Source organism: uncultured Salinicola sp., assembly GCF_937921195.1.
Lineage (GTDB): Bacteria > Pseudomonadota > Gammaproteobacteria > Pseudomonadales > Halomonadaceae > Salinicola.
Genome location: NZ_CALFQK010000162.1, coordinates 15,404 through 33,631, shown reverse-complemented (window position 1 = coordinate 33,631; position 18,228 = coordinate 15,404). Strand labels below are relative to the sequence as shown.

General features: G+C 64.5%; 16 protein-coding genes. 3 read left to right on the top strand and 13 right to left on the bottom strand.

The features are described from left to right. Positions 1-97 precede the first annotated feature (97 nt). From Q0602_RS18425 to Q0602_RS18415, 3 genes are all read right to left on the bottom strand, one after another. Positions 98-586, bottom strand: a complete 489-nt coding sequence (locus Q0602_RS18425; protein WP_295039267.1) for a TRAP transporter small permease — start codon at positions 584-586, stop codon at positions 98-100. Positions 587-649: 63 nt separating this feature from the next. Further along, positions 650-1,744, bottom strand: a complete 1,095-nt coding sequence (locus Q0602_RS18420; protein ID WP_295039264.1) for a TRAP transporter substrate-binding protein — start codon at positions 1,742-1,744, stop codon at positions 650-652. 128 nt (positions 1,745-1,872) lie between these two features. After that, positions 1,873-3,171, bottom strand: coding sequence for an L-fuconate dehydratase (locus Q0602_RS18415; protein ID WP_298846452.1), 1,299 nt, complete (start codon positions 3,169-3,171; stop codon positions 1,873-1,875). Positions 3,172-3,440: 269 nt separating this feature from the next. Here Q0602_RS18415 and Q0602_RS18410 point away from each other — a divergent pair, with 269 nt between their 5' ends. Beyond that, positions 3,441-4,370 carry a LysR substrate-binding domain-containing protein gene (locus tag Q0602_RS18410; RefSeq protein ID WP_298846450.1) on the top strand — a complete coding sequence of 310 codons (930 nt, stop codon included), beginning with the start codon at positions 3,441-3,443 and terminating at the stop codon, positions 4,368-4,370. Between the two features lie 65 nt (positions 4,371-4,435). On the opposite strand, the gene Q0602_RS18405 is transcribed toward Q0602_RS18410, so the two are convergent. Genes Q0602_RS18405 through Q0602_RS18385 form a run of 5 tightly spaced genes read right to left on the bottom strand, consistent with a single transcriptional unit; the run spans position 4,436 to position 9,744 of the window. Continuing rightward, positions 4,436-5,635 (bottom strand): fumarylacetoacetate hydrolase family protein, encoded by a 1,200-nt coding sequence (locus Q0602_RS18405; protein ID WP_298846447.1) that lies wholly within the window; start codon positions 5,633-5,635, stop codon positions 4,436-4,438. 45 nt (positions 5,636-5,680) lie between these two features. After that, positions 5,681-6,736 carry an Ldh family oxidoreductase gene (locus tag Q0602_RS18400; protein WP_295041109.1) on the bottom strand — a complete coding sequence of 352 codons (1,056 nt, stop codon included), beginning with the start codon at positions 6,734-6,736 and terminating at the stop codon, positions 5,681-5,683. Beyond that, positions 6,733-8,250 carry a tripartite tricarboxylate transporter permease gene (locus Q0602_RS18395; protein WP_298846443.1) on the bottom strand — a complete coding sequence of 506 codons (1,518 nt, stop codon included), beginning with the start codon at positions 8,248-8,250 and terminating at the stop codon, positions 6,733-6,735. Before Q0602_RS18395 ends, Q0602_RS18400 begins: the two co-directional genes overlap by 4 nt. Before the next feature lie 14 nt (positions 8,251-8,264). Continuing rightward, positions 8,265-8,738, bottom strand: a complete 474-nt coding sequence (locus Q0602_RS18390; RefSeq protein WP_295041089.1) for a tripartite tricarboxylate transporter TctB family protein — start codon at positions 8,736-8,738, stop codon at positions 8,265-8,267. A gap of 28 nt (positions 8,739-8,766) precedes the next feature. Beyond that, positions 8,767-9,744, bottom strand: a complete 978-nt coding sequence (locus Q0602_RS18385; RefSeq protein ID WP_295041091.1) for a tripartite tricarboxylate transporter substrate binding protein — start codon at positions 9,742-9,744, stop codon at positions 8,767-8,769. Between the two features lie 482 nt (positions 9,745-10,226). Here Q0602_RS18385 and araD1 point away from each other — a divergent pair, with 482 nt between their 5' ends. Then, a complete protein-coding gene (gene araD1, locus Q0602_RS18380; protein WP_298846438.1) occupies positions 10,227-11,234 on the top strand; it encodes an AraD1 family protein in 1,008 nt (335 codons plus the stop codon). A 182-nt stretch (positions 11,235-11,416) separates the two neighbouring features. Beyond that, on the top strand, positions 11,417-13,216 hold the full coding sequence (locus Q0602_RS18375; protein WP_298846435.1) for an IlvD/Edd family dehydratase: 1,800 nt from the start codon (positions 11,417-11,419) through the stop codon (positions 13,214-13,216). A 289-nt stretch (positions 13,217-13,505) separates the two neighbouring features. Here the strand turns inward: Q0602_RS18375 and Q0602_RS18370 are convergent, their stop codons facing one another. From Q0602_RS18370 to Q0602_RS18350, 5 genes are all read right to left on the bottom strand, one after another. Beyond that, a complete protein-coding gene (locus tag Q0602_RS18370; RefSeq protein ID WP_298846432.1) occupies positions 13,506-14,294 on the bottom strand; it encodes an SDR family oxidoreductase in 789 nt (262 codons plus the stop codon). Between the two features lie 92 nt (positions 14,295-14,386). Then, positions 14,387-15,160: a FadR/GntR family transcriptional regulator gene (locus tag Q0602_RS18365; protein ID WP_298846429.1), complete on the bottom strand. Its 774-nt coding sequence runs from the start codon at positions 15,158-15,160 to the stop codon at positions 14,387-14,389. Positions 15,161-15,314: 154 nt separating this feature from the next. Continuing rightward, positions 15,315-16,598: a TRAP transporter large permease gene (locus Q0602_RS18360; RefSeq protein WP_298846426.1), complete on the bottom strand. Its 1,284-nt coding sequence runs from the start codon at positions 16,596-16,598 to the stop codon at positions 15,315-15,317. A gap of 4 nt (positions 16,599-16,602) precedes the next feature. Continuing rightward, on the bottom strand, positions 16,603-17,139 hold the full coding sequence (locus Q0602_RS18355; protein ID WP_298846424.1) for a TRAP transporter small permease: 537 nt from the start codon (positions 17,137-17,139) through the stop codon (positions 16,603-16,605). A gap of 67 nt (positions 17,140-17,206) precedes the next feature. Next, complete coding sequence (locus Q0602_RS18350) at positions 17,207-18,202, bottom strand: C4-dicarboxylate TRAP transporter substrate-binding protein (protein WP_298846419.1); 996 nt, start codon at positions 18,200-18,202, stop codon at positions 17,207-17,209. Between the last annotated feature and the right edge of the window lie 26 nt (positions 18,203-18,228).

The following is an 18,228-nucleotide window of genomic DNA, read 5'->3' as shown; positions in this document are numbered from 1 at the left end:
TCGAAGAAGATGAACAGGCTGATGGCCGCGAGACCGAACGAGATCGGCATGCCGATGACGATACAGATGGCCAGCCCTATCAGAATGCTCCATAGAATCATGGTGTCTTGCTCCGGAACAGGGAGAACAGGGCGATGGTGTTGGCGATGATCGTCAGGATCGCCATCACCGGCATGGCGCTGTACAGAAACGTCTGCGGGATGCCCAGCATCGGCGTGGCGCTGGTGTAGCCCGAGATGACGTCGTTGAACCCCAGCAGGATGCAGATGCAGACGACATAGATGATGGCGATGCTCAGCAGTACGGCGGCCTTGCGCAGCCCGGCGGGCGCCTTGTCGCGGAAGAAGGTGACCGCCACATGCTCGTTGCCGAGGCTGCCGACGCCGGCGCCGAGCAGCACCAGCCAGATGAAGAGCACCCGGGAGAGCTCCTCGGCCCAGGTGTAGGAATAGTTGAGGACGAAGCGGCCAAAGACGTTGGCCGTGACACAGAACACCACGCCCAGCACTAGCAGCCCGGCGGCGATTTCCAGCGTTTGGCGTAGCCAGCCCAGGAGACCCCGGGCGGAAGGCGAGTCGGCATTCATCATGACCTCCGTGATCACGCAATCGCCGCAGGCGCGAGTCGGCGCCTGCGGCGAACCGGGTACTTACTGAGCCTGGGACTCAGCGCGAATACGGTCGATCAAGTCGCCGCCGATCTTGTCACGCCAATCGTCGTAGACCGGCGCCAGATCCTCCTGGAAGGTCGCGATCTGCTCCGGCGTCAGTTCGGTGACCTGCATGCCCTGATCTTTCAGCTCCTGCTTGATCTGGTCATTGAGGGTCCGGCTGACCTGACGCTCGTAGTCGCCCATCTGCTTGGCCGCCTCGCGCAGCAGTTGCTGATAGCTCTCCGGCAGCCGGTTCCAGAAGCGCTCGGACACCAGCGTGATGAACGGCGTGTAGACGTGGTTGGTCTCGGTGGCGTACTGCTGCACCTCGTTGAACTTGGAGGATTCGATGGTGATCCACGGATTCTCCTGGCCGTCGACGACTCCCTGCTCCAGCGCGGTGAACAGTTCGGCGAAGGACATCGGGGTCGGGTTGGCGCCCAGCGTGCGCCAGATGTCCAGGTGGATCGGGTTCTGCATGGTCCGAACCTTCAAGCCATCCAGATCCGAGGGGGAGGTCACCGCCTGCTTGCTGTTGGTCAACTGGCGATAGCCGTTCTCGGCCCAGCCGATGGCGACCAGTCCCTTGGTGGAGGCGTCCTTCAGCATCTGCTGACCGATCTCCCCGTCCAGTACCTTGTCGGCGATTTCCGGTGTCGGGAACAGGAACGGCAGGTCGAACACGGCGAACTGCGGGAACATGCTGACCATGGGGGAGGTGGACGGCGCGGTCATCTCCAGCGTGCCGGCCTGGAGGGCACTGACCGACTGCAGGTCGTCGCCCAGCTGCGCGCTATGGAACGCCTGCACTTGGATATGACCGTCACTGCGTTGCTCGACGATCTTCTTGAAGTACTCCAGGCCGCGATACTGGGCGCTGGACTGGGTCAGGCCGATATTGAACTTGAGGCTGTAATCGTTGCCGTCACCCTCGACGACATCGCCGGTCACCTCCGGAAATGGCGGCATTTCGGTAGCGGCGGTGGCAGAGAGGCTAGTCAGACCCAGGACCGTTGCCATCACCAGCGTCGTCAACCGGGAACGGGCACGACTGGGGCGCGGAGTGGTGGGGAAGGATGTGATTGTTGTCATCTTCAGCTCCATAGCTTTGGTGGCGCTTCTCGCGTGAGTGGCATGAATAGCGTGAGTGACTTGCTGCATGGCGACGCCGGTCTCGGCGGCGTCCGAATGCTCTGGGGGCGGGCGTCCGGTGACAAGGGCTATTGCCAGGCGCTGCCGCCTGGAAAGCGGTGGGCATCGAGTGAACTGGCTTTCATGGTGACGCCGTAGCCGGCGGCGTCCGGTACCTGGTAGTGCCCGCGATCGATCCGAACCGGGTCGACGAAGTGCTCGTGGAGGTGGTCGACGTACTCCAGCAGGCGACCCTCGAGCGAGCCGGAAACGGCGATGTAATCGAACATGGAGATATGCTGGGTGTACTCGCACAGGCCCACGCCGCCGCCATGGGGGCAGACCGGGATGTCGTACTTCGCGGCCATCAGCAGCACCACGATCACCTCGTTGAGTCCGCCCAGGCGGGCGGCATCCAGCTGGCAGAAATCGATCGCGTCCGCCTGGAAGAGCTGCTTGAACATCACCCGGTTATGGCAGTGCTCGCCCGTGGCGACGCCGATCGGTGCCAGCCGGTGGCGAATCTCGGCATGCCCGAGCACGTCGTCCGGGCTGGTGGGCTCCTCGATCCAGTGTGGCCGGAACTCGGCCAGCCTTCGCATGTTGGCGATCGCCTCATCGACGTCCCACATCTGATTGGCGTCCATCATCAACAGGCGCTCTTCGCCGATCTCCTCGCGCAGGATCCGGGCCCGTCGTCGATCCTCTTCGATGTCGCCGCCGACCTTCTGCTTGAAGTGCTCCCAGCCAGACGCGATAGCCTCCCGGCACAGCGAGCGCATCTTCTCCTCGGAGTAGCCCAGCCAGCCGGCGGAGGTGGTGTAGGCTGGATAGCCGTGCTCGCGCATGAAGGCCTCGCGCTCGGCCTTGCCCGCTTCGCGGCGCTTGAGCAGGCCGATCGCCTCTTCCGGCGTCAAGGCATCGGTGACGAAGCGGAAATCGAGACAGCGGACCAGCTCCTCGGGCGTCATGTCGGTCAGCAGCTTCCACACCGGCTTGCCTTCCCGCTTGGCCCACAGGTCCCAGATCGCGTTGATCATCGCCGAGCAGGCCAGATGAATGACGCCTTTCTCCGGCCCCAGCCAGCGCAACTGACTGTCCCCGCTGGTGAGCTCCCGCCAGTACGCGCCCATGTCGGCGGTGATGTCCGCCAGCGAACGTCCCTCCAGGCGCGTCGCCAGCGACTCGACGGCGGTGACGCATATCTCGTTGCCGCGTCCGATGGTGAAGGTCAGGCCGTGGCCGGTAATACCGTCGTCGGCATCGGTGTGCAGGATGACGTAGGTGGCTGAGTAGTCCGGCGCGGCGTTCATCGCATCCGATCCGTCCAGCTCGCGGGAGGTCGGAAAGCGGATGTCCTGAACTTCGACGCGTTGAATCGTGGGCATGCCGAGGAGATTCCTTGCCTGGAGAGGATGGGATGGGGAGTTCGTGGCCTGGACGCCATTCAATACCGGAAAGTCACACGCTTTTTTGTCTTCTATTTTTAAAAAATCCAAAAGATCATTTTTGGATATCAGTCGAAAGTATGGGGTGGTTATTGCCGGTCATTCGGTAGCCTAATCGGCGCTCGTGACCGGTGGCTAATCGTTTTTTTTGCAACCCCGATAACCGGGGGTTATTGTCTTTGACCAAAGGATTATGCGGGGTAGTATCGATGTCCAACGATAGTCGTATTCACGTCAAGGGCTGGTTGCGCATCAAGCACCTCGTGCTGCTCGTCACGCTGGATGAGAGTCGCAATCTCCACGCCACGTCGCGCCATATGAACATGAGTCAGCCCGCGGCCAGCAAGATGCTCAAGGACATCGAGACCTTCTTCGGCATGACGCTCTTCTATCGCCAGCCACGCCACATGGAGATCACCGACGCCGGGCGGTTGCTGGTGCGCTACGCCCGCAGCATCCTCAACGATACCGATCGCCTGATCGACGATCTCGTCTCGCTGCGGGAGGGAGGGTACGGCAAGCTCGTCATCGGCTCGGTGCCGGGAGCGGCGCCGCTGCTGCTGCCCAAGGCGATCACCTCGATCAAGGCGCGGCGTCCGCAACTGGCGGTGAGCCTGTTCGAGAACTCCAGCGACCGGCTGCTGGCGGACCTGGAGTACAAGCGCCTGGACGTAGTGATCGGGCGCGTGACGGAACACGCCCAGCACCACCTGTTCGACTTCATGCCCCTGCAGGCGGAGCCGGTCTCGATCGTGGTCAGGGCGGGGCATCCGCTGTGCGAACGCCCCCCGGGTCTGGGCGAGATCGTGCGCTGGCCCTGGGTACTGCATCCCATGAGCAGCCCGATGCGAGGGTTGTTCGAGGTGGCGCTGGCGGAGTCGGGCGTGGCTTCCCCCCGCAACGTGGTGGAAACCACGTCGACACAGACGACGCTGCAACTGGTGAGCTCATCGGACGCCATCGCCCTGCTGCCGACGTCGGTGCTCAAGACCGCGATCTCGGCGGGCAAGTTCACCGCGCTGCCGCTGGTGATCGGCGAACCGCTGGGCTATTACGGCGTGCTGACCCGCAAGGGGGAAGAGATATCGGACGTGGTCGGCGAGTTCATCGATACCCTGTTGATGCGCGGCGACGTCTGAGCGCCGTCGGTTCGACGACGGCGCTCGCTGCGCTCTTGCGGCGGGCGGGGCGTTCGCGATCGATGTCAGCGCTGGCCGAGATGGGCCAGCAGGGCGCGAATACCGAAGGTCCAGGGTGGCAGCCGATCGCTGCGATCGACGACGTTGGTCAGCGCGCCCAGCCGGGACGTCGAGATCGTCACCCGGTCGCCCACGTGATGGGTGAAGCCCTGGCCCTCGCCATCCCGGTCCTGGATCGGCGAGAACATGGTGCCGAGGAACAGCATGAAGCCGTCGGGATACTGGTGGTGGGTACCGTAGGTCTGCGCCACCAGGTCGAGCGGATCGCGGCTGATTTCGCGCATGTCGCTCTCGCCCTCCAGCACGAAGTCGTCGTCCACCCCCTCGATGCGTAGCGAGACCCGGGCGTTGCGCACGTCGTCGATGCCGAAGTGTTCGTCGAAAAGGCGGATGAAGGGGCCGATCGAGCAGGAAGCGTTGTTGTCCTTGGCCTTGCCCAGCAGCAGGGCGCTGCGGCCCTCGATATCGCGCAGATTGACGTCGTTGCCGAGGGTCGCGCCACGCACCCGGCCCTCGGCGTCCACCGCCAGCACGATCTCCGGCTCCGGATTGTTCCATTGGGAGGCGGGGTGCAGGCCGACTCGCGCACCGTGGCCGACGGCGGACAGCGGCTGCGCCTTGGAGAACACCTCGGCATCGGGGCCGATGCCCACTTCCATGTACTGCGACCAGCCGCCACGGGCTTGCAGCTCGGCCTTCAGCGCCATGGCTTCCTCCGAACCGGGCTCGATCCGCGACAGGTCGCCACCGATCAACGCCTGGATCTCCTCGCGCAGCTCGGCGGCACGCTTGAGGTCGCCACCGGCCTGCTCCTCGATCACCCGCTCCAGCAGGCTGACGGCGAAGGTCACGCCGCAGGCCTTGATCGCCTGCACGTCGCAGGGGGCCAGGAGATAGGGCGCCTGCGGTATATCCGCATGGCTGTTGGCGAGCACTTCGGCCAGGGTGCCGACGGTGTCGCCGGGCGCTTCGCGAACGAGCCAGGTCGCGTCGTCGCGTTCCAGCAGGTCGGCCATGGTCGCCACGTGGCGGGAGAGGTCGACCAGCGTATCGCCGCGCAGCGCCACCGGCGCCGGCCCGGCCCGGCCGCCGGCGCTCTCCAGCCAGACGCGACCCACCAGCAGGGCGCGATCGGCATCGTCGGGCAGGCAATGCCCGGCCTGGCGTTGCGGGGAAAGGGAGTCGGGATCGTTGAATGAGGCCATGTAGCGGTGAGCTCCTGTCGAGTCGAGAGGGAAAGTGGGATTGCTTCAGCCGAACGCGGTATTGCCCGATAGCGACGAGTCTGCCACGGCCTCGCGCATGGCCTCCACCACGTCCGGTGGTAAGGGGATGCCGTTGTCCAGATAGTCCCGGCGGCGGGCGAGGCCGGACTGACCCGGCAGGCGCACCGGCCGCTCGGGATCGCGCGGCCGGCTGCCGAGGCAGCGTCTGGCGATGTGGTCGGTCTCGTCGAGGAAGGAGTCCGTGCCACCGAAACGGGCCGGATCGATCACCATGACCATCACCGACGCTCCCCAGCCCTGCGGGGAGTCCTTGCGGCCGTAGCCGGAAAGGGCCGACGTCAAGGCTTCGACCATCAGCCCCAGCGCAAAGCCCTTGTGGCCGAAGGCGAGTTCGCCCAGGGGCAGGATGCTCCCCTCCGGGGAGGCGAAATAGTCCTCGGGATCGTCACTGACCTCGCCGTGGCCGGTGAGAATCGCCGGGTGGCCGAGCCTGTCGCCGGCGGCACGGGTCTTGCCCACGGTGCCGTTGGTGATCGTCGACATGCTGACGTCGATCAGTAGCGGCTGTTCGCGCCCGGGGATACCGATCGCCAGCGGGTTTGGGGTGTAGACCCGGTCCAGGCCGCCGAACGGTGCGACCGAGGCGACCGCCGGATCCGAGGTCAATATCAGCGGAACCAGGTTGGCCTCGACCAGCGGTTGCAGATACGCCGCCAGGCACGCGATGTGGTGCGACCGCTTGAGACTGACCATCCCGATCCCGAACGTAGTGGCCGCGTCGCGACAGTGGTCCAGCGCGCGTTGCACCAGGTACGGACCCAGCAGGTAGTGGCCGTCGAACAGCGCCGCGACCGGGCTGTTCTCCTGGATCTCGAGCCGGCTGTGATCGCCGCAGGCATGGCCCGCCTTGAGATCCTTGAGATAGCCATTGGCCAGTTTCACGCCGTGGGTGTGGTGGCCGAGCAGGTCGCCCTCGACCAGGATGCGCGCGGTGGTTTCCGCCACATCGGCGCTGGCGCCGTTCTCGGTGAACAAGGTGAACAGCGTGGCGCGCAGGGTATCGGCGTCGTAGCGTGTCATGAGGACCTCGGTGTCTGGTCGGTTTGCGCCGGGCGGCGCCAGTGTCGGAATAGGCGAATCAGCGTGGGCAGCGCCCAGATCAGAATGACCAGCGCGCCCAGCGCGGCGCTGATCGGCCGTTCGAAGAAGGCCAGCAGGTCGCCGTTGGATTTCAGCATCGAACTCATGAAGCTGTTCTCCAGCGTGCCGCCGAGCACCAGGCCCAGGATCGCCGGCGCCATGGGAAAGTCATTGCGGGCCAGCACGAACGCCACCAGCCCGATGATCAGCATGATCCAGATGTCGGTGATCGAGTTGTTGATGGCGAAGGCGCCGACGATGCAGAAGCTCAGAATTACCGGCATCAGCAGCTTGCGCGGGGTCAGGATGAACACCTTCGAGGCGCGAATGGCGAGGTAGCCGATCGGCAGCATGATCAGGTTGGCGACGAAGAATACCGTGAACAGCGCATAGACCTGGCCGCCGCCGTTCATGAAGATCGTCGGCCCCGGGTTCATGCCCTTCATGTAGAGCACGCCGATGACGATGGCGGTGATGGTGTCGCCCGGTATGCCGAACACCAGCGCCGGTACCCAGGCACCGCTGATGCCGGAGTTGTTGGCGGAGCTGGCATCGACGATGCCCTCGATATGGCCGGTGCCATATTTCTCCTTCTCCTTGGAGCGACTCTTGCCCAGCGCATAGGCGATCCACGCGGCGATATCCGCACCCGCGCCAGGCAGCGCACCGATCAGCGTGCCCAGCGAACTGCCGCGCAGGATGTTGCGCCAGTAGGTCTTGACGTGCCCCGGAGCGTTGGCGAACACGCTGTCCTTGGCCATTACCGGGACGCTGCGCGCTTCGGCCCGCGAGCCGTAGAACATCATGATCTCGTTGAGCGCAAACATGCCGATCATCACCGGGATGAAATTGATGCCGGCCATCAGGTCGGGCACGCCGAAGGTGAAGCGCGGCGCGCCGCTCATCATGTCGAGACCGACGGTCGACAGCAGCAGTCCCACGGTCAGCGACAGGAACGCTTTGACCCGGGAACCGATGGCGATGAAGATCGAGCTGCTCAAGCCCAGCAGGGCGAGCCAGAAGTACTCGAACGAGCTGAAGTTGAGCGCCATTTCGGCCAGCGAGGGGGAGACGAAGACCAGCACCATGGTGCCGAACAGCCCGCCGATGACGGAGCAGATCAGGTTGGTGCCCAGCGTTTCCCGGGCGCGGCCCTTCTGGGCGAGACGATAGGATTCGCCGACATAGGCCGCAGATGCCGGCGTGCCGGGGATGTTGAGATAGGTTCCGGGAATGTCACCGGCGAAGATCGCCATCGCCGAGGTCGCCACGATGGCGGCAATGGCCGGGGTGGCATCCATGTAGAACGTGATCGGCACCAGCAGAGCCACTGCCATGGTGGCGGTCAGGCCGGGAATGGCGCCCACGAAGAGTCCGAAGACGGCCGCCGCGACGATGACCAGCATCGTCTGGACGTTGAACACCATTGCCAGGCCTTGCAGAAAGGAGTCCATGAGCAATCACCAGGCTAGGGTAGGATTTGAGACAGCAGGGTGCCTTCCGGCAGCGGGATCAGCAGATAGCGTGAGAACAGCAGGTAGATCGCCGCCGCGACGACCAGCGACACGACCAGCGAGAGCCACGGCCTGGCGCCGCGCAGCAGCATCAGGATCAGCATGCTCAGCGCCATGCACAATGGGGCGCCCAGCCACTCGCTGGCGAGGATGTAAAAGACGATCAGCGCGCAGGGCAGCAGCGAGATCAGCAGGCCGCGGTAGTCGTATCGCGGCGTCTGGGAACGTGGGCCGGCGAACGCGATCCTGAGTTGGCCTATCCGGGTCAGCGCCAGCACCAGTCCGCCGATCACCATTCCCCCGCCGATCAGCGAGGGGAACAGCGAGGGGCCATACTGGAGGGCCGGCATGGTCGGGTAGGTCTGGGCGACGGCGATGACCACGCCGCCGCCGATCACGAACGCCAGTCCGAGCAGGAAGTCTCTCATGAGGTCGTCTCCCGTTCGGATCGTGGGATCACTTGGCCAGTCCCACCTGCTCGACGATCTTGCCGAAGCGCTCGTCCTGCTCGGCCATGAGCTTGCCGAAATCCTCCGCCCCGCGCCATTCGGTACCGAAGCCCTGCTTGGCCATGAAGTTCTGGTAGGTGTCGCTGTTGTAGGCGTCCTCGATCGCCGTCTCCAGGGTCTCGACGACCGCCGGGTCCATGCCCTTGGGGCCGGCGATGCCGCGCCATTCGCCGATGGTGTAGTCGGTGCCGAGTGCCTCCTTCAGGGTGGGCACGTCGGGGAAGCTATCGAGCCGCTCCGGCGCCATGATCGCCAGGCTCCTGGCCTTGCCGGCTTCGATCATCGAGCGCCCTTCGGGAACCGAGCTGGGCACGATATCGATGCTGCCCGCGGCCATCTCGGTCATCGCCGGCGCGGCGCCCTGGCTGGGAATCCAGGAGACACGATCGGCTTCCAGGCCCTGGTCGAGCAGGAAACCGGCGAAGGCCAGGTGCCACACGCCGCCCTGACCGGTACCGGAGGCGGTGTAGGTTCGCGCGGGCTCGGCCTTGATCTGGTCGACCAGCGTCTGGACGGAGTCGAAGGGGCCGTCGGCGGCCACCTGAATACCGGCGTAGTCGTAGTTGATCTGGGCGATGGGGGTGTAGTCCTCGTAGGTCAGCTGCGTCAGCCCCTGCCAGTGCATCATGTTGATCTCGCCGGTGATCAGACCGAGCGTGTAGCCATCGGGCTTGGCCATGGCCATGGCGGTGTGTCCCACCACGCCGCTGCCGCCGGTTCGGTTGACCACGTTGACGGTCTGGCCCAATTGCTCTTCCAGGGCGGCGGCGATGGTTCGCGCGGTCGCATCGGTCCCGCCGCCAGCCGCCCAGGGGACGATCAGCGTGATCGGTTTTTCGGGGTAGTCGGCCAGCGCCGGCAGCGGCAGCAGCAGTGACAATCCCAGTAATCCGGCGAGATGACGCTTGTTGATTGAGGTCTTCATGGCGTGTCTCCTTGGGGAGGGGTGTTGTTGGTGTTTTGAATTTCTACCGTCACGGAATCGACTTGGCGCCCACTGAAGCTATGATTTATGACCATTGAGTGCAATAAACGTATTGGCTAGACATTGGTATAACGAGCGTAAATCGGCGCCGCGTCATGGGTCTGACTATGGCACCGAATCACGATCCGAGGAGTCCGTGATTATCTCCGTTTTTCAATACCATCGATCAAAAATCCGGTGACGGAACGGCAGCGATCGGGGGGCTCCACCATGCAGATTACGCCGGTTGGCGACGGACGTATTTGCTCCGAAAGTCTATGTTGTACTTATTTTTTATATGTTCAACATAGTGGGGAGATGATAAAGGGTGGTCGCTGTGTCGCGGCGGCATGGGCCCGTACGGCAACGTGCGAGGCATTCCGCCATGGCCGCCGCAAGGCCGTTGGCGACAGTGACCGATGATCGATGCAAGGAGAATGCCGATGCGCCTGATTCAGTGCCTGAACGATGACCGCCTGACCGTGGCGGTGGTCATCGACGAACATGAAGTCCAGGTCGTCGATGGCGACGAGGGCGTCTACGGACTGGCCAGGCGCGCCATCGCCGACGGCACGCCATTGACCGCCGTGGTCGAAGCCGCGCTGACCGAAACCCGGCTCGACTATGCCCGGCTGATCGAGGAGCGCCGTCTGTTGCCGCCGCTTACCCATCCCGACCCGGCGCACTGTCTGGTGACCGGGACCGGGTTGACGCACCTTGGCAGCGCCGATACGCGCTCGGCGATGCACGCCGCCGCCATGCAGCCGTCCGACAAGGTCGACGAAAGCGAGTTGACCGATTCGATGCGCATGTTCCGCATGGGCGTGGAAGCCGGCAAGCCGAGAGCGGGCGAGGTGGGGCCGCAGCCGGAGTGGTTCTACAAGGGAGACGGCGACTGCGTGGTCGCGCCGGAGAGCGAGATCCCCAGCCCGTCGTTCGCCCAGGATGCCGGGGAGGAGCCGGAGCTGGCCGGCCTCTATGTCGTCGGCAGGGATGGCCAGCCTTGGCGGGTCGGCTATGCGATCGGCAATGAATTCTCCGACCATGTCACCGAGCGCTTCAATTACCTGTGGCTGGCGCACTCCAAGCTGCGCGCCTGCAGCTTCGGGCCGGAACTCTTCGTCGGCGAGCTGCCGGCCAACCTGGAAGGCACCAGCCGTATCGTCCGCGACGGCCGTACCTTGTGGGAAAAGCCGTTCCTGACCGGCGAGGGCAACATGGCCCACAGTCTCGCCAATCTCGAGCATCACCACTTCAAGTATCGCAATTTCCGCCGCCCGGGGGATGTCCACGTGCACTTCTTCGGGACCGCGACGCTGAGCTTTGCCGACAAGATCGTCGTCGAACCGGGCGACCGCTACGAGATCGACCTGCCGGCGCTGGGCCGCCCCCTGCGCAACGTGCTCGGCAGCGAGGGCGATTTCGGTTACTCGGCCGCCAAGGCGCTCTAAGCTCTGTCTGAAAAATCGGCGAGCGCAGGCATTTTTCAGACAAAGCGTACCCCCTTCGTGACAACACGACGTACCCGACCGGCCGCCGAGGTTACCGTCCCGTCGTCGAGTCACCCATGCATGATGGCGTTCCGGCTGCCCGATCCCTGGCCGCCGGATCCGCCCGTTCTGGAGTCCTGATCATGAGCGAACGTCCCCGCCGAACCGCCGACCAACTGCGTTCGCGCTGGTGGTTCGACAACCCCGACCACGCCGGTACCACGGCGCTCTGCCTGGAGCGCTACATGAACTACGGCATCACGCTGGAAGAGCTCTCCTCCGGCAAGCCGATCATCGGCATTGCCCAGTCCGGCTCCGACCTGACGCCGTGCAACCGGCATCACATCCAACTGGTGGAGCGGGTCAAGGCCGGCATCCGCGCGGCGGGTGGCGTCCCGTTCGAGTTCCCGCTGCACCCGATCCACGAGAACGTGCGTCGGCCGACGGCGGCACTGGACCGCAACCTGGCCTACCTGGGGCTGGTCGAGGTGTTGCATGGCTATCCGCTCGATGGCGTGCTGCTGACCACCGGCTGCGACAAGACCACGCCGGCCTGCCTGATGGCCGCCGCCACCGCCGATATCCCCGCGATCGTGCTCTCCGGCGGGCCGATGCTCAACGGCTGGCGCGGCAAGGAGCGGGTCGGTTCCGGCACCATCGTGTGGGAGTTGCGCAAGCGCCTCGCCACCGGCGAGATCGACTACCCCGAGTTCCTGGCTCGAATCGCGGATTCAGCCCCTTCGGTGGGGCACTGCAATACCATGGGGACGGCCTCGACCATGAACTCCATGGCCGAGGCGCTGGGCATGAGCCTGCCCGGCTCGGCGATGATCCCCGCACCCTACAAGGAGCGGCCGATGGTCGCCTACGCCACCGGCGCGCGCATCGTCGAGATGGTGTGGGAGGATCTGCGTCCGAGCGACATCCTCACCCGGGAAGCGTTCGAGAACGCCATCGTCGTCTGCTCCGCGCTGGGCGGCTCCAGCAATGCACCGGTCCACATCAATGCCATCGCCCGGCACGCCGGGATCGAACTCACCAACGATGACTGGCAGCGCCTCGGGCACGCGATACCGCTGCTCGCCAACGTGATGCCGGCGGGTGCCTATCTCGGCGAAGAGTTCTTCCGGGCGGGCGGGGTGCCGGCGGTGGTTCACGAACTGCTCACGGCAGGGCGGCTCCACGGCGATGCGCTGACCGTCAACGGCCAGACGCTGCACGCCAACTGCTTCGGCCAGGAGACGCAGGACGAGGACGTCATCCTGCGCTATGACCACCCGCTGGTGGAGTCGGCGGGTTTCCTCAACCTCAAGGGGAATCTGTTCGACTCCGCGCTGATGAAGACCAGCGTGATCTCGGATGATTTCCGTCGTCGTTATCTCTCCAACCCCGGCGATCTCGACGCATTCGAGGGCAAGGTCGTGGTCTTCGATGGCTCCGAGGACTACCACGCGCGCATCGACGATCCGGCGCTCGAGATCGACGCGAACACCATCCTGGTGATGCGCGGTGCCGGCCCGGTGGGGCATCCCGGGGGGGCCGAGGTGGTCAACATGCAACCGCCGGAAGCGTTGATCAAGCAGGGCATCGACTCGCTGCCGTGCCTGGGCGACGGACGCCAGTCGGGGACCTCCGGCTCACCCTCGATTCTCAACGCCTCGCCGGAAGCCGCGACCGGTGGCGGGCTGGCGCTGCTGGAAACCGGCGACAGGATCCGTATCGATCTCAAGCGTGGCGAGGCCAATCTGCTGATCGGCGACGACGAACTGGCGGCGCGACGCGCCAAGCTCGAGGCCGAAGGCGGCTATCCCTATCGCGATCATCAGACGCCGTGGCAGGAGATCCAGCGCTCGATGGTCGAGCAGCTCGATCGCGGCATGACACTCGCGCCGGCGACCAAATATCGCGCCATCGCCTGGGATCTACCGCGAGACAATCACTGACGAGCTACGGGCTACGGGCTACGGGCTACGGGCTACGGGCTACGGGCTACGGGCTACAAGCTACGAGCGACGGGCCAAGATGAGCATCGGGCTCTTCAGAGAGCGGCGCTAGCTTGGGAGCGCTGAAGAGAGAGGCGCGTCTCGGAGCGCCTCGACCAAGATAAAGCCGCGGCTTCGGGCGCCTTGGACGATGGCGCTTCTTCGGGCGCCTTGGAAGATGGCGCGGCTTCGGACGCCTTGGACGATGGCTTCTTCGGGCGCCTTGGAAGATGGCGCGGCTTCGGGCGCCTTAAAAAGTCCCCGGATAGGCTCCGCCGTCGAGCAGTATGTTCTGGCCGGTCATGTAGCCGGCCTGCTGGCTGCAGAGGAAGGCGCAGACTTCACCGAATTCTTCGGGGGTGCCGAATCGGCCGGCGGGGATCGCTTCGGCGCGATCGCGGGCGATGTCTCCGGCATCGCGTCCGGCCTGGCTTGCCGCCCGTTCGATGTTGGCGCGCAGACGCTGGGTGTCGAAGCTCCCCGGCAACAGGTTGTTGATGGTGACGTTGCGGCTGGCGAGGCGGGACTGGCGTGCGGTGCCTGCGACGAACCCGGTCAGGCCGCTGCGGGCGCCGTTGGAGAGTCCGAGCACGTCGATCGGCGCTTTCACCGCCGACGAGGTGATATTGACGATGCGACCGAAGCCTCGCTCGGCCATGCCATCGACGCAGGCCTGGATCAGCGCAATGGGTGCCAGCATGTTGGCGTCCAGCGCCGCTATCCAGTCGTCCCGGCTCCAGTCACGGAAATCGCCGGGCGGTGGGCCGCCGTTGTTGTTGACCAGGATATCGATCCGGGGAGGCGCGCCTAGCACCGCATCTCTGACGGCCGGGTCGCCGATATCACCGGCAACCGTGCGTACCTCGATCGCCGGATCGAGCGCGCGCAGCTCCTGGGCAACCGTGTCGAGCGTTTCCTGCCGGCGAGAGTTGATGACCAGATTGACGCCTTCCCTGGCCAGGGCGATGGCGCAGCCCTTGCCGAGCCCCTGGCTGGCTGCGCAGACGATGGCCCAGCGACCGTGAATACCGAAATCCATGATGTCTCTCCTCTGCATGATCGAGGCGGCCATCGCCGGTGTCGGCTATCGCCACCCGCGGTGAGCTGCCGTGAAACAGCGCTCTCGGTGATTCAGCCCTCGATCGCGTCCGGCACTTCGCCCAGCAAGGTCTCCGGCATCTCCATGCCCAGCGCGTCGGCCGTTCCTCTCAGGACGGCCACCGAGGCGAAGAAGGCGTCGCGGGGGCGCCGGATTCGAATGCACTCCATCAGTCGGCGGTGGCGCTCCAGGCTCTGCTCCGGATCGCTGGCGCTGACATTGGAGGTCTCCACCAGCAGATGAATCGAGGGCTTCAGGATGTGCGAGAGCTGAGTCCAGACGATATTGTGGGTCGCCTTGAAGATGGCGACATGGAATGCGACGTCCCAGTCACTGTGCAGCCGCCCGCGATGGGCCGACGCCGGGTTGTGGAAGTCCTGGCCCATGCCCTCGAAGGCTTCCTCGATCGCCACCAGGTCCCTCGCGGTGGCGCGCTTGGCCGCGGTCATCGCGACATAGGGTTCGACGTCGAACCTGAAGGCCAGGATCTCGCGCTGGATACCCGGGTTGGGGGTGGCGAAACGGACCATCCAGTCGGTGACCTGCGGATCGAGAATATTCCACTCGGAGTACGCCCGGACTCGCGAGCCGTAGCCGGAAATGCGCTCGATGATGCCAGCGTCGACCAGTTGGCGCAGATCGCTGCGCACCGCCGAGCGATTGAGCGCGAACTGCTCGCAGAGATCGATCTCCTTGGGTACGAATTCGCCGGGCTGGTAGTGTCCGGCGAAGATCTCCCTGACCAGCGCCTCGGCGACGCTGGGGCGTTGGGGGGAGCGAGTTGGCGGCGCGTCCTTCACGAACATCGATTCTCGGCAGTCGAAGTGGGTTGAGCCGTATGGTCAACATTGGCTCTTTCAACTTCATCTTACCTGCCCAATCGTCGAAGGTGCGACCTGGAAAGGTCGACATACACCCATGGTCGTATCTGCAAGCTTTCACTCATGGTATCAGCGGAGCTCAAAACACCCAGTTGGGCAGCGTCAATGACACCGCGGGCACGAAGGTGACCACCAGCAGCAAGGCGACCAGTAGCAGCCAGTAGGGCACGATGGCGCGAATGAACGCCCCGATCGAGACGCCGGTGATACTGCAGGTGGTGAACATCACCGTCCCCAGCGGTGGCGTTATCGTGCCGATCGAGGCGTTGAGGATGAAGACGATGCCGAAGTGCACCGGGTCGATGCCGAACTGGGCGGCGACCGGGGCCAGCAGCGGCGACAGCACGATCAGAATCGCGTTGCCCTCCAGGAACATGCCGAGGACCAGCAGCAGCAGGTTGGCGATCAGCAGAAACGCCACCGCGCTGCCGACGCCCGAGGAGAGCATCAGGGCGATCTGCTGGGGAATCTGCTCCCAGGTAAGCACGCGGGCGAAACCCGAGGCGACGGCGATGATGAACAGCACGTTGACCGAAGCCATCAGCGATTCCCGCGTTGCCACGGCGATGCTGCCCAGCCCCATCTGGCGATAGACGAACAGGCCGACGATCAGCGCGTAGAGCACTGCCATCGCCCCCGCCTCGGTGGGGGTGAAGACACCGACGCGAATCCCGCCGATCACCACCACCGGCAGCAGCAGGGCGATGATCCCGGCGCGGGTGACGCTGATCCACTCGTGACGCGATACGCGCTCGCGGCGCGGCTTCTGATAGCCGAGACGTCGGCACTGGATCGAGACCAGCACCATCATGGCGACCGCCATCAGCACCCCTGGCACGACGCCGGCCAGGAACAGCCGGCCGATGGAGACGTTGTTGACGTAGCCGTAGACGATCAGCGCGATCCCCGGCGGTATGGTCGAGGTGATCAGCGACGACGAGGCGGTGATCGCGCTGGAGAACGCCTTGGGGTAGCCGGCCTTGGTCATGCTCGGCACCAGCAGCTTGGCGTTCATCGCCGCATCGGCAATGTTGGAGCCGGACAGCCCGCCCATGAAGGTGCTCAGCAGCACGTTGGCCTGGGCCAGTCCGCCGTGCAGGCGGCGGGTCATCAGCTCGGCCAGCTTGAGCAGACGCTCGGTGATGCCGGAGTGATTCATGAACACCCCGGCCATGATGAAAAACGGAATCGCCAGCAGCGAGATCGACTCCAGCCCGCCGGCGAGGCGCTGGATCAGCATCACCATGGGCTGGTCGGCGCCGATCAGGAAATAGGCCAGGCTCGACGCGAACAGGGCAAAAGCCACCGGCGTACCCAGGCAGAACAGAACGAAGAGTGCGACGAGCGCGATTCCAACAGCCATGACATCACTCCTTGGCGGTAACCACGTCGGGTGTCGCTTCCGGCAAGGCCAGATCCCGGTCGTCGGTCATCAATCGGTCATTGGTGATCAGGCGTACCAGCCCGTGGTAGAGCATCATGGCGGCACTGATCGGAATGGCGACGTGAATCCAGTAGTAGGGAATTCGCAGCATCGGCGTGCTGCGGAAACGCGAGAAGGGCAGCAGCTCGAGCCCCCAGAACAGCATCGCGCCGGCGCACAGCATGACGATGCCGATGTTGAAAATGCGGGTGTTCCAGCGCGCGACGGGTGCCGGCAATCGCTCGTTGAGCAGGCCGATCAGCACGTGTTCGTTACGCCGAACCAGCGCGCTGGCACCGAGAAACGTCGCCCACACCATCAGTAGCTGCAGAATCTCCTCGCTCCAGGCCAGCGGCGAGGAGAACAGATAGCGCATGAAGACATTGGCGATAGCCACCACGAACAGCCCGAACAGCGCCAGGCTGGCGACGACCTCATCGAGCCGCATCAAGCGGTCGATCGCCTTGAAAAGCGTTTGCATGGTCAACTCCATGGCGCCCCCGCTCGGCGTGGAGCGGGGGCGCTGTCATGCGAGGTTGGAGGCTCGATCAGCCGTTGATGATGTCGCTGACCTGCTGATAAAGCCCCTCGCTCCACTGCGGGAACTCCGCCGGGATCTCCTTCTGGGCGCGTTCGCGGAATGGGGCGGTGTCGACCTCGTGAACCTGAATGCCGGCATCCTTCAACTGCTGTAGCGACTTGTCGGTCTCTTTCTCGACCAGGCCACGCAGATTTTTGGCCATCTCCTGGCCGGTCTCGGTCAGAATCTTCTGATCTTCCGGGCTCAGCTGTTGCCAGAACGCTTCGCCGGTGACGAAGGGCGCGACCGTGTGCATGTGGGCGGTCAGGTTCAGATTCTTCACCACTTCGTAGAACTTGCCGCCATAAAGAACCGGCAGCGGATTCTCGACACCGTCGACCAGGCCCTGGGCCAGGGAGGGGTAGACGTCGCCCAGGGACATCGGTGTCGGCACCGCGCCCATCGCCTTGATTGCGGCGACGTACATCGGCGAGTTCTGCACCCGAATCTTGACCCCGGCCAGATCTTCCGGGGTCGACACTGCTTCCCGCGAGAGCAGATGACGGACGCCGTAGACACTGTTGGGAATCACGATGTGGTAGCCGGATTCCTCGACCTTCTTCTCCTGTTCGGCGAACCAGTCGGAGTCGAAAACCTTGAGCTTGCTGTCGAAATCGTCGGCCAGGTAGGGCGCATCGAGTACGGCGAGATCCGGCACCGAACTCATGAAGTTCGAATAGGCAGTGATGGTGATCAGCGGCGAGCCAAAACGGGCCTGCTCCATTACCTCGGTTTCGCCGCCGAGCTGGCTGGCGGGAAACGCCTTGAGAGTCAGCTCGCCGTTACTGGCTTTCTCGACGCTTTTCGCCCACTCCTTGACGGCGACATCGACCGGCTCGTCGGGTTGATTGCCGTAGGCAACGCGAATTTCGGTGGCTGCCTGCGCCGTGCTGACGAGGGCAAGGGTGCTCATGCCTGCCAAAGCGAGCGAAGCGGTGAATCGGAAGAATCGATGGGTCGTCATGGGCGTGCTCCAGTGTTGTCGTCTTG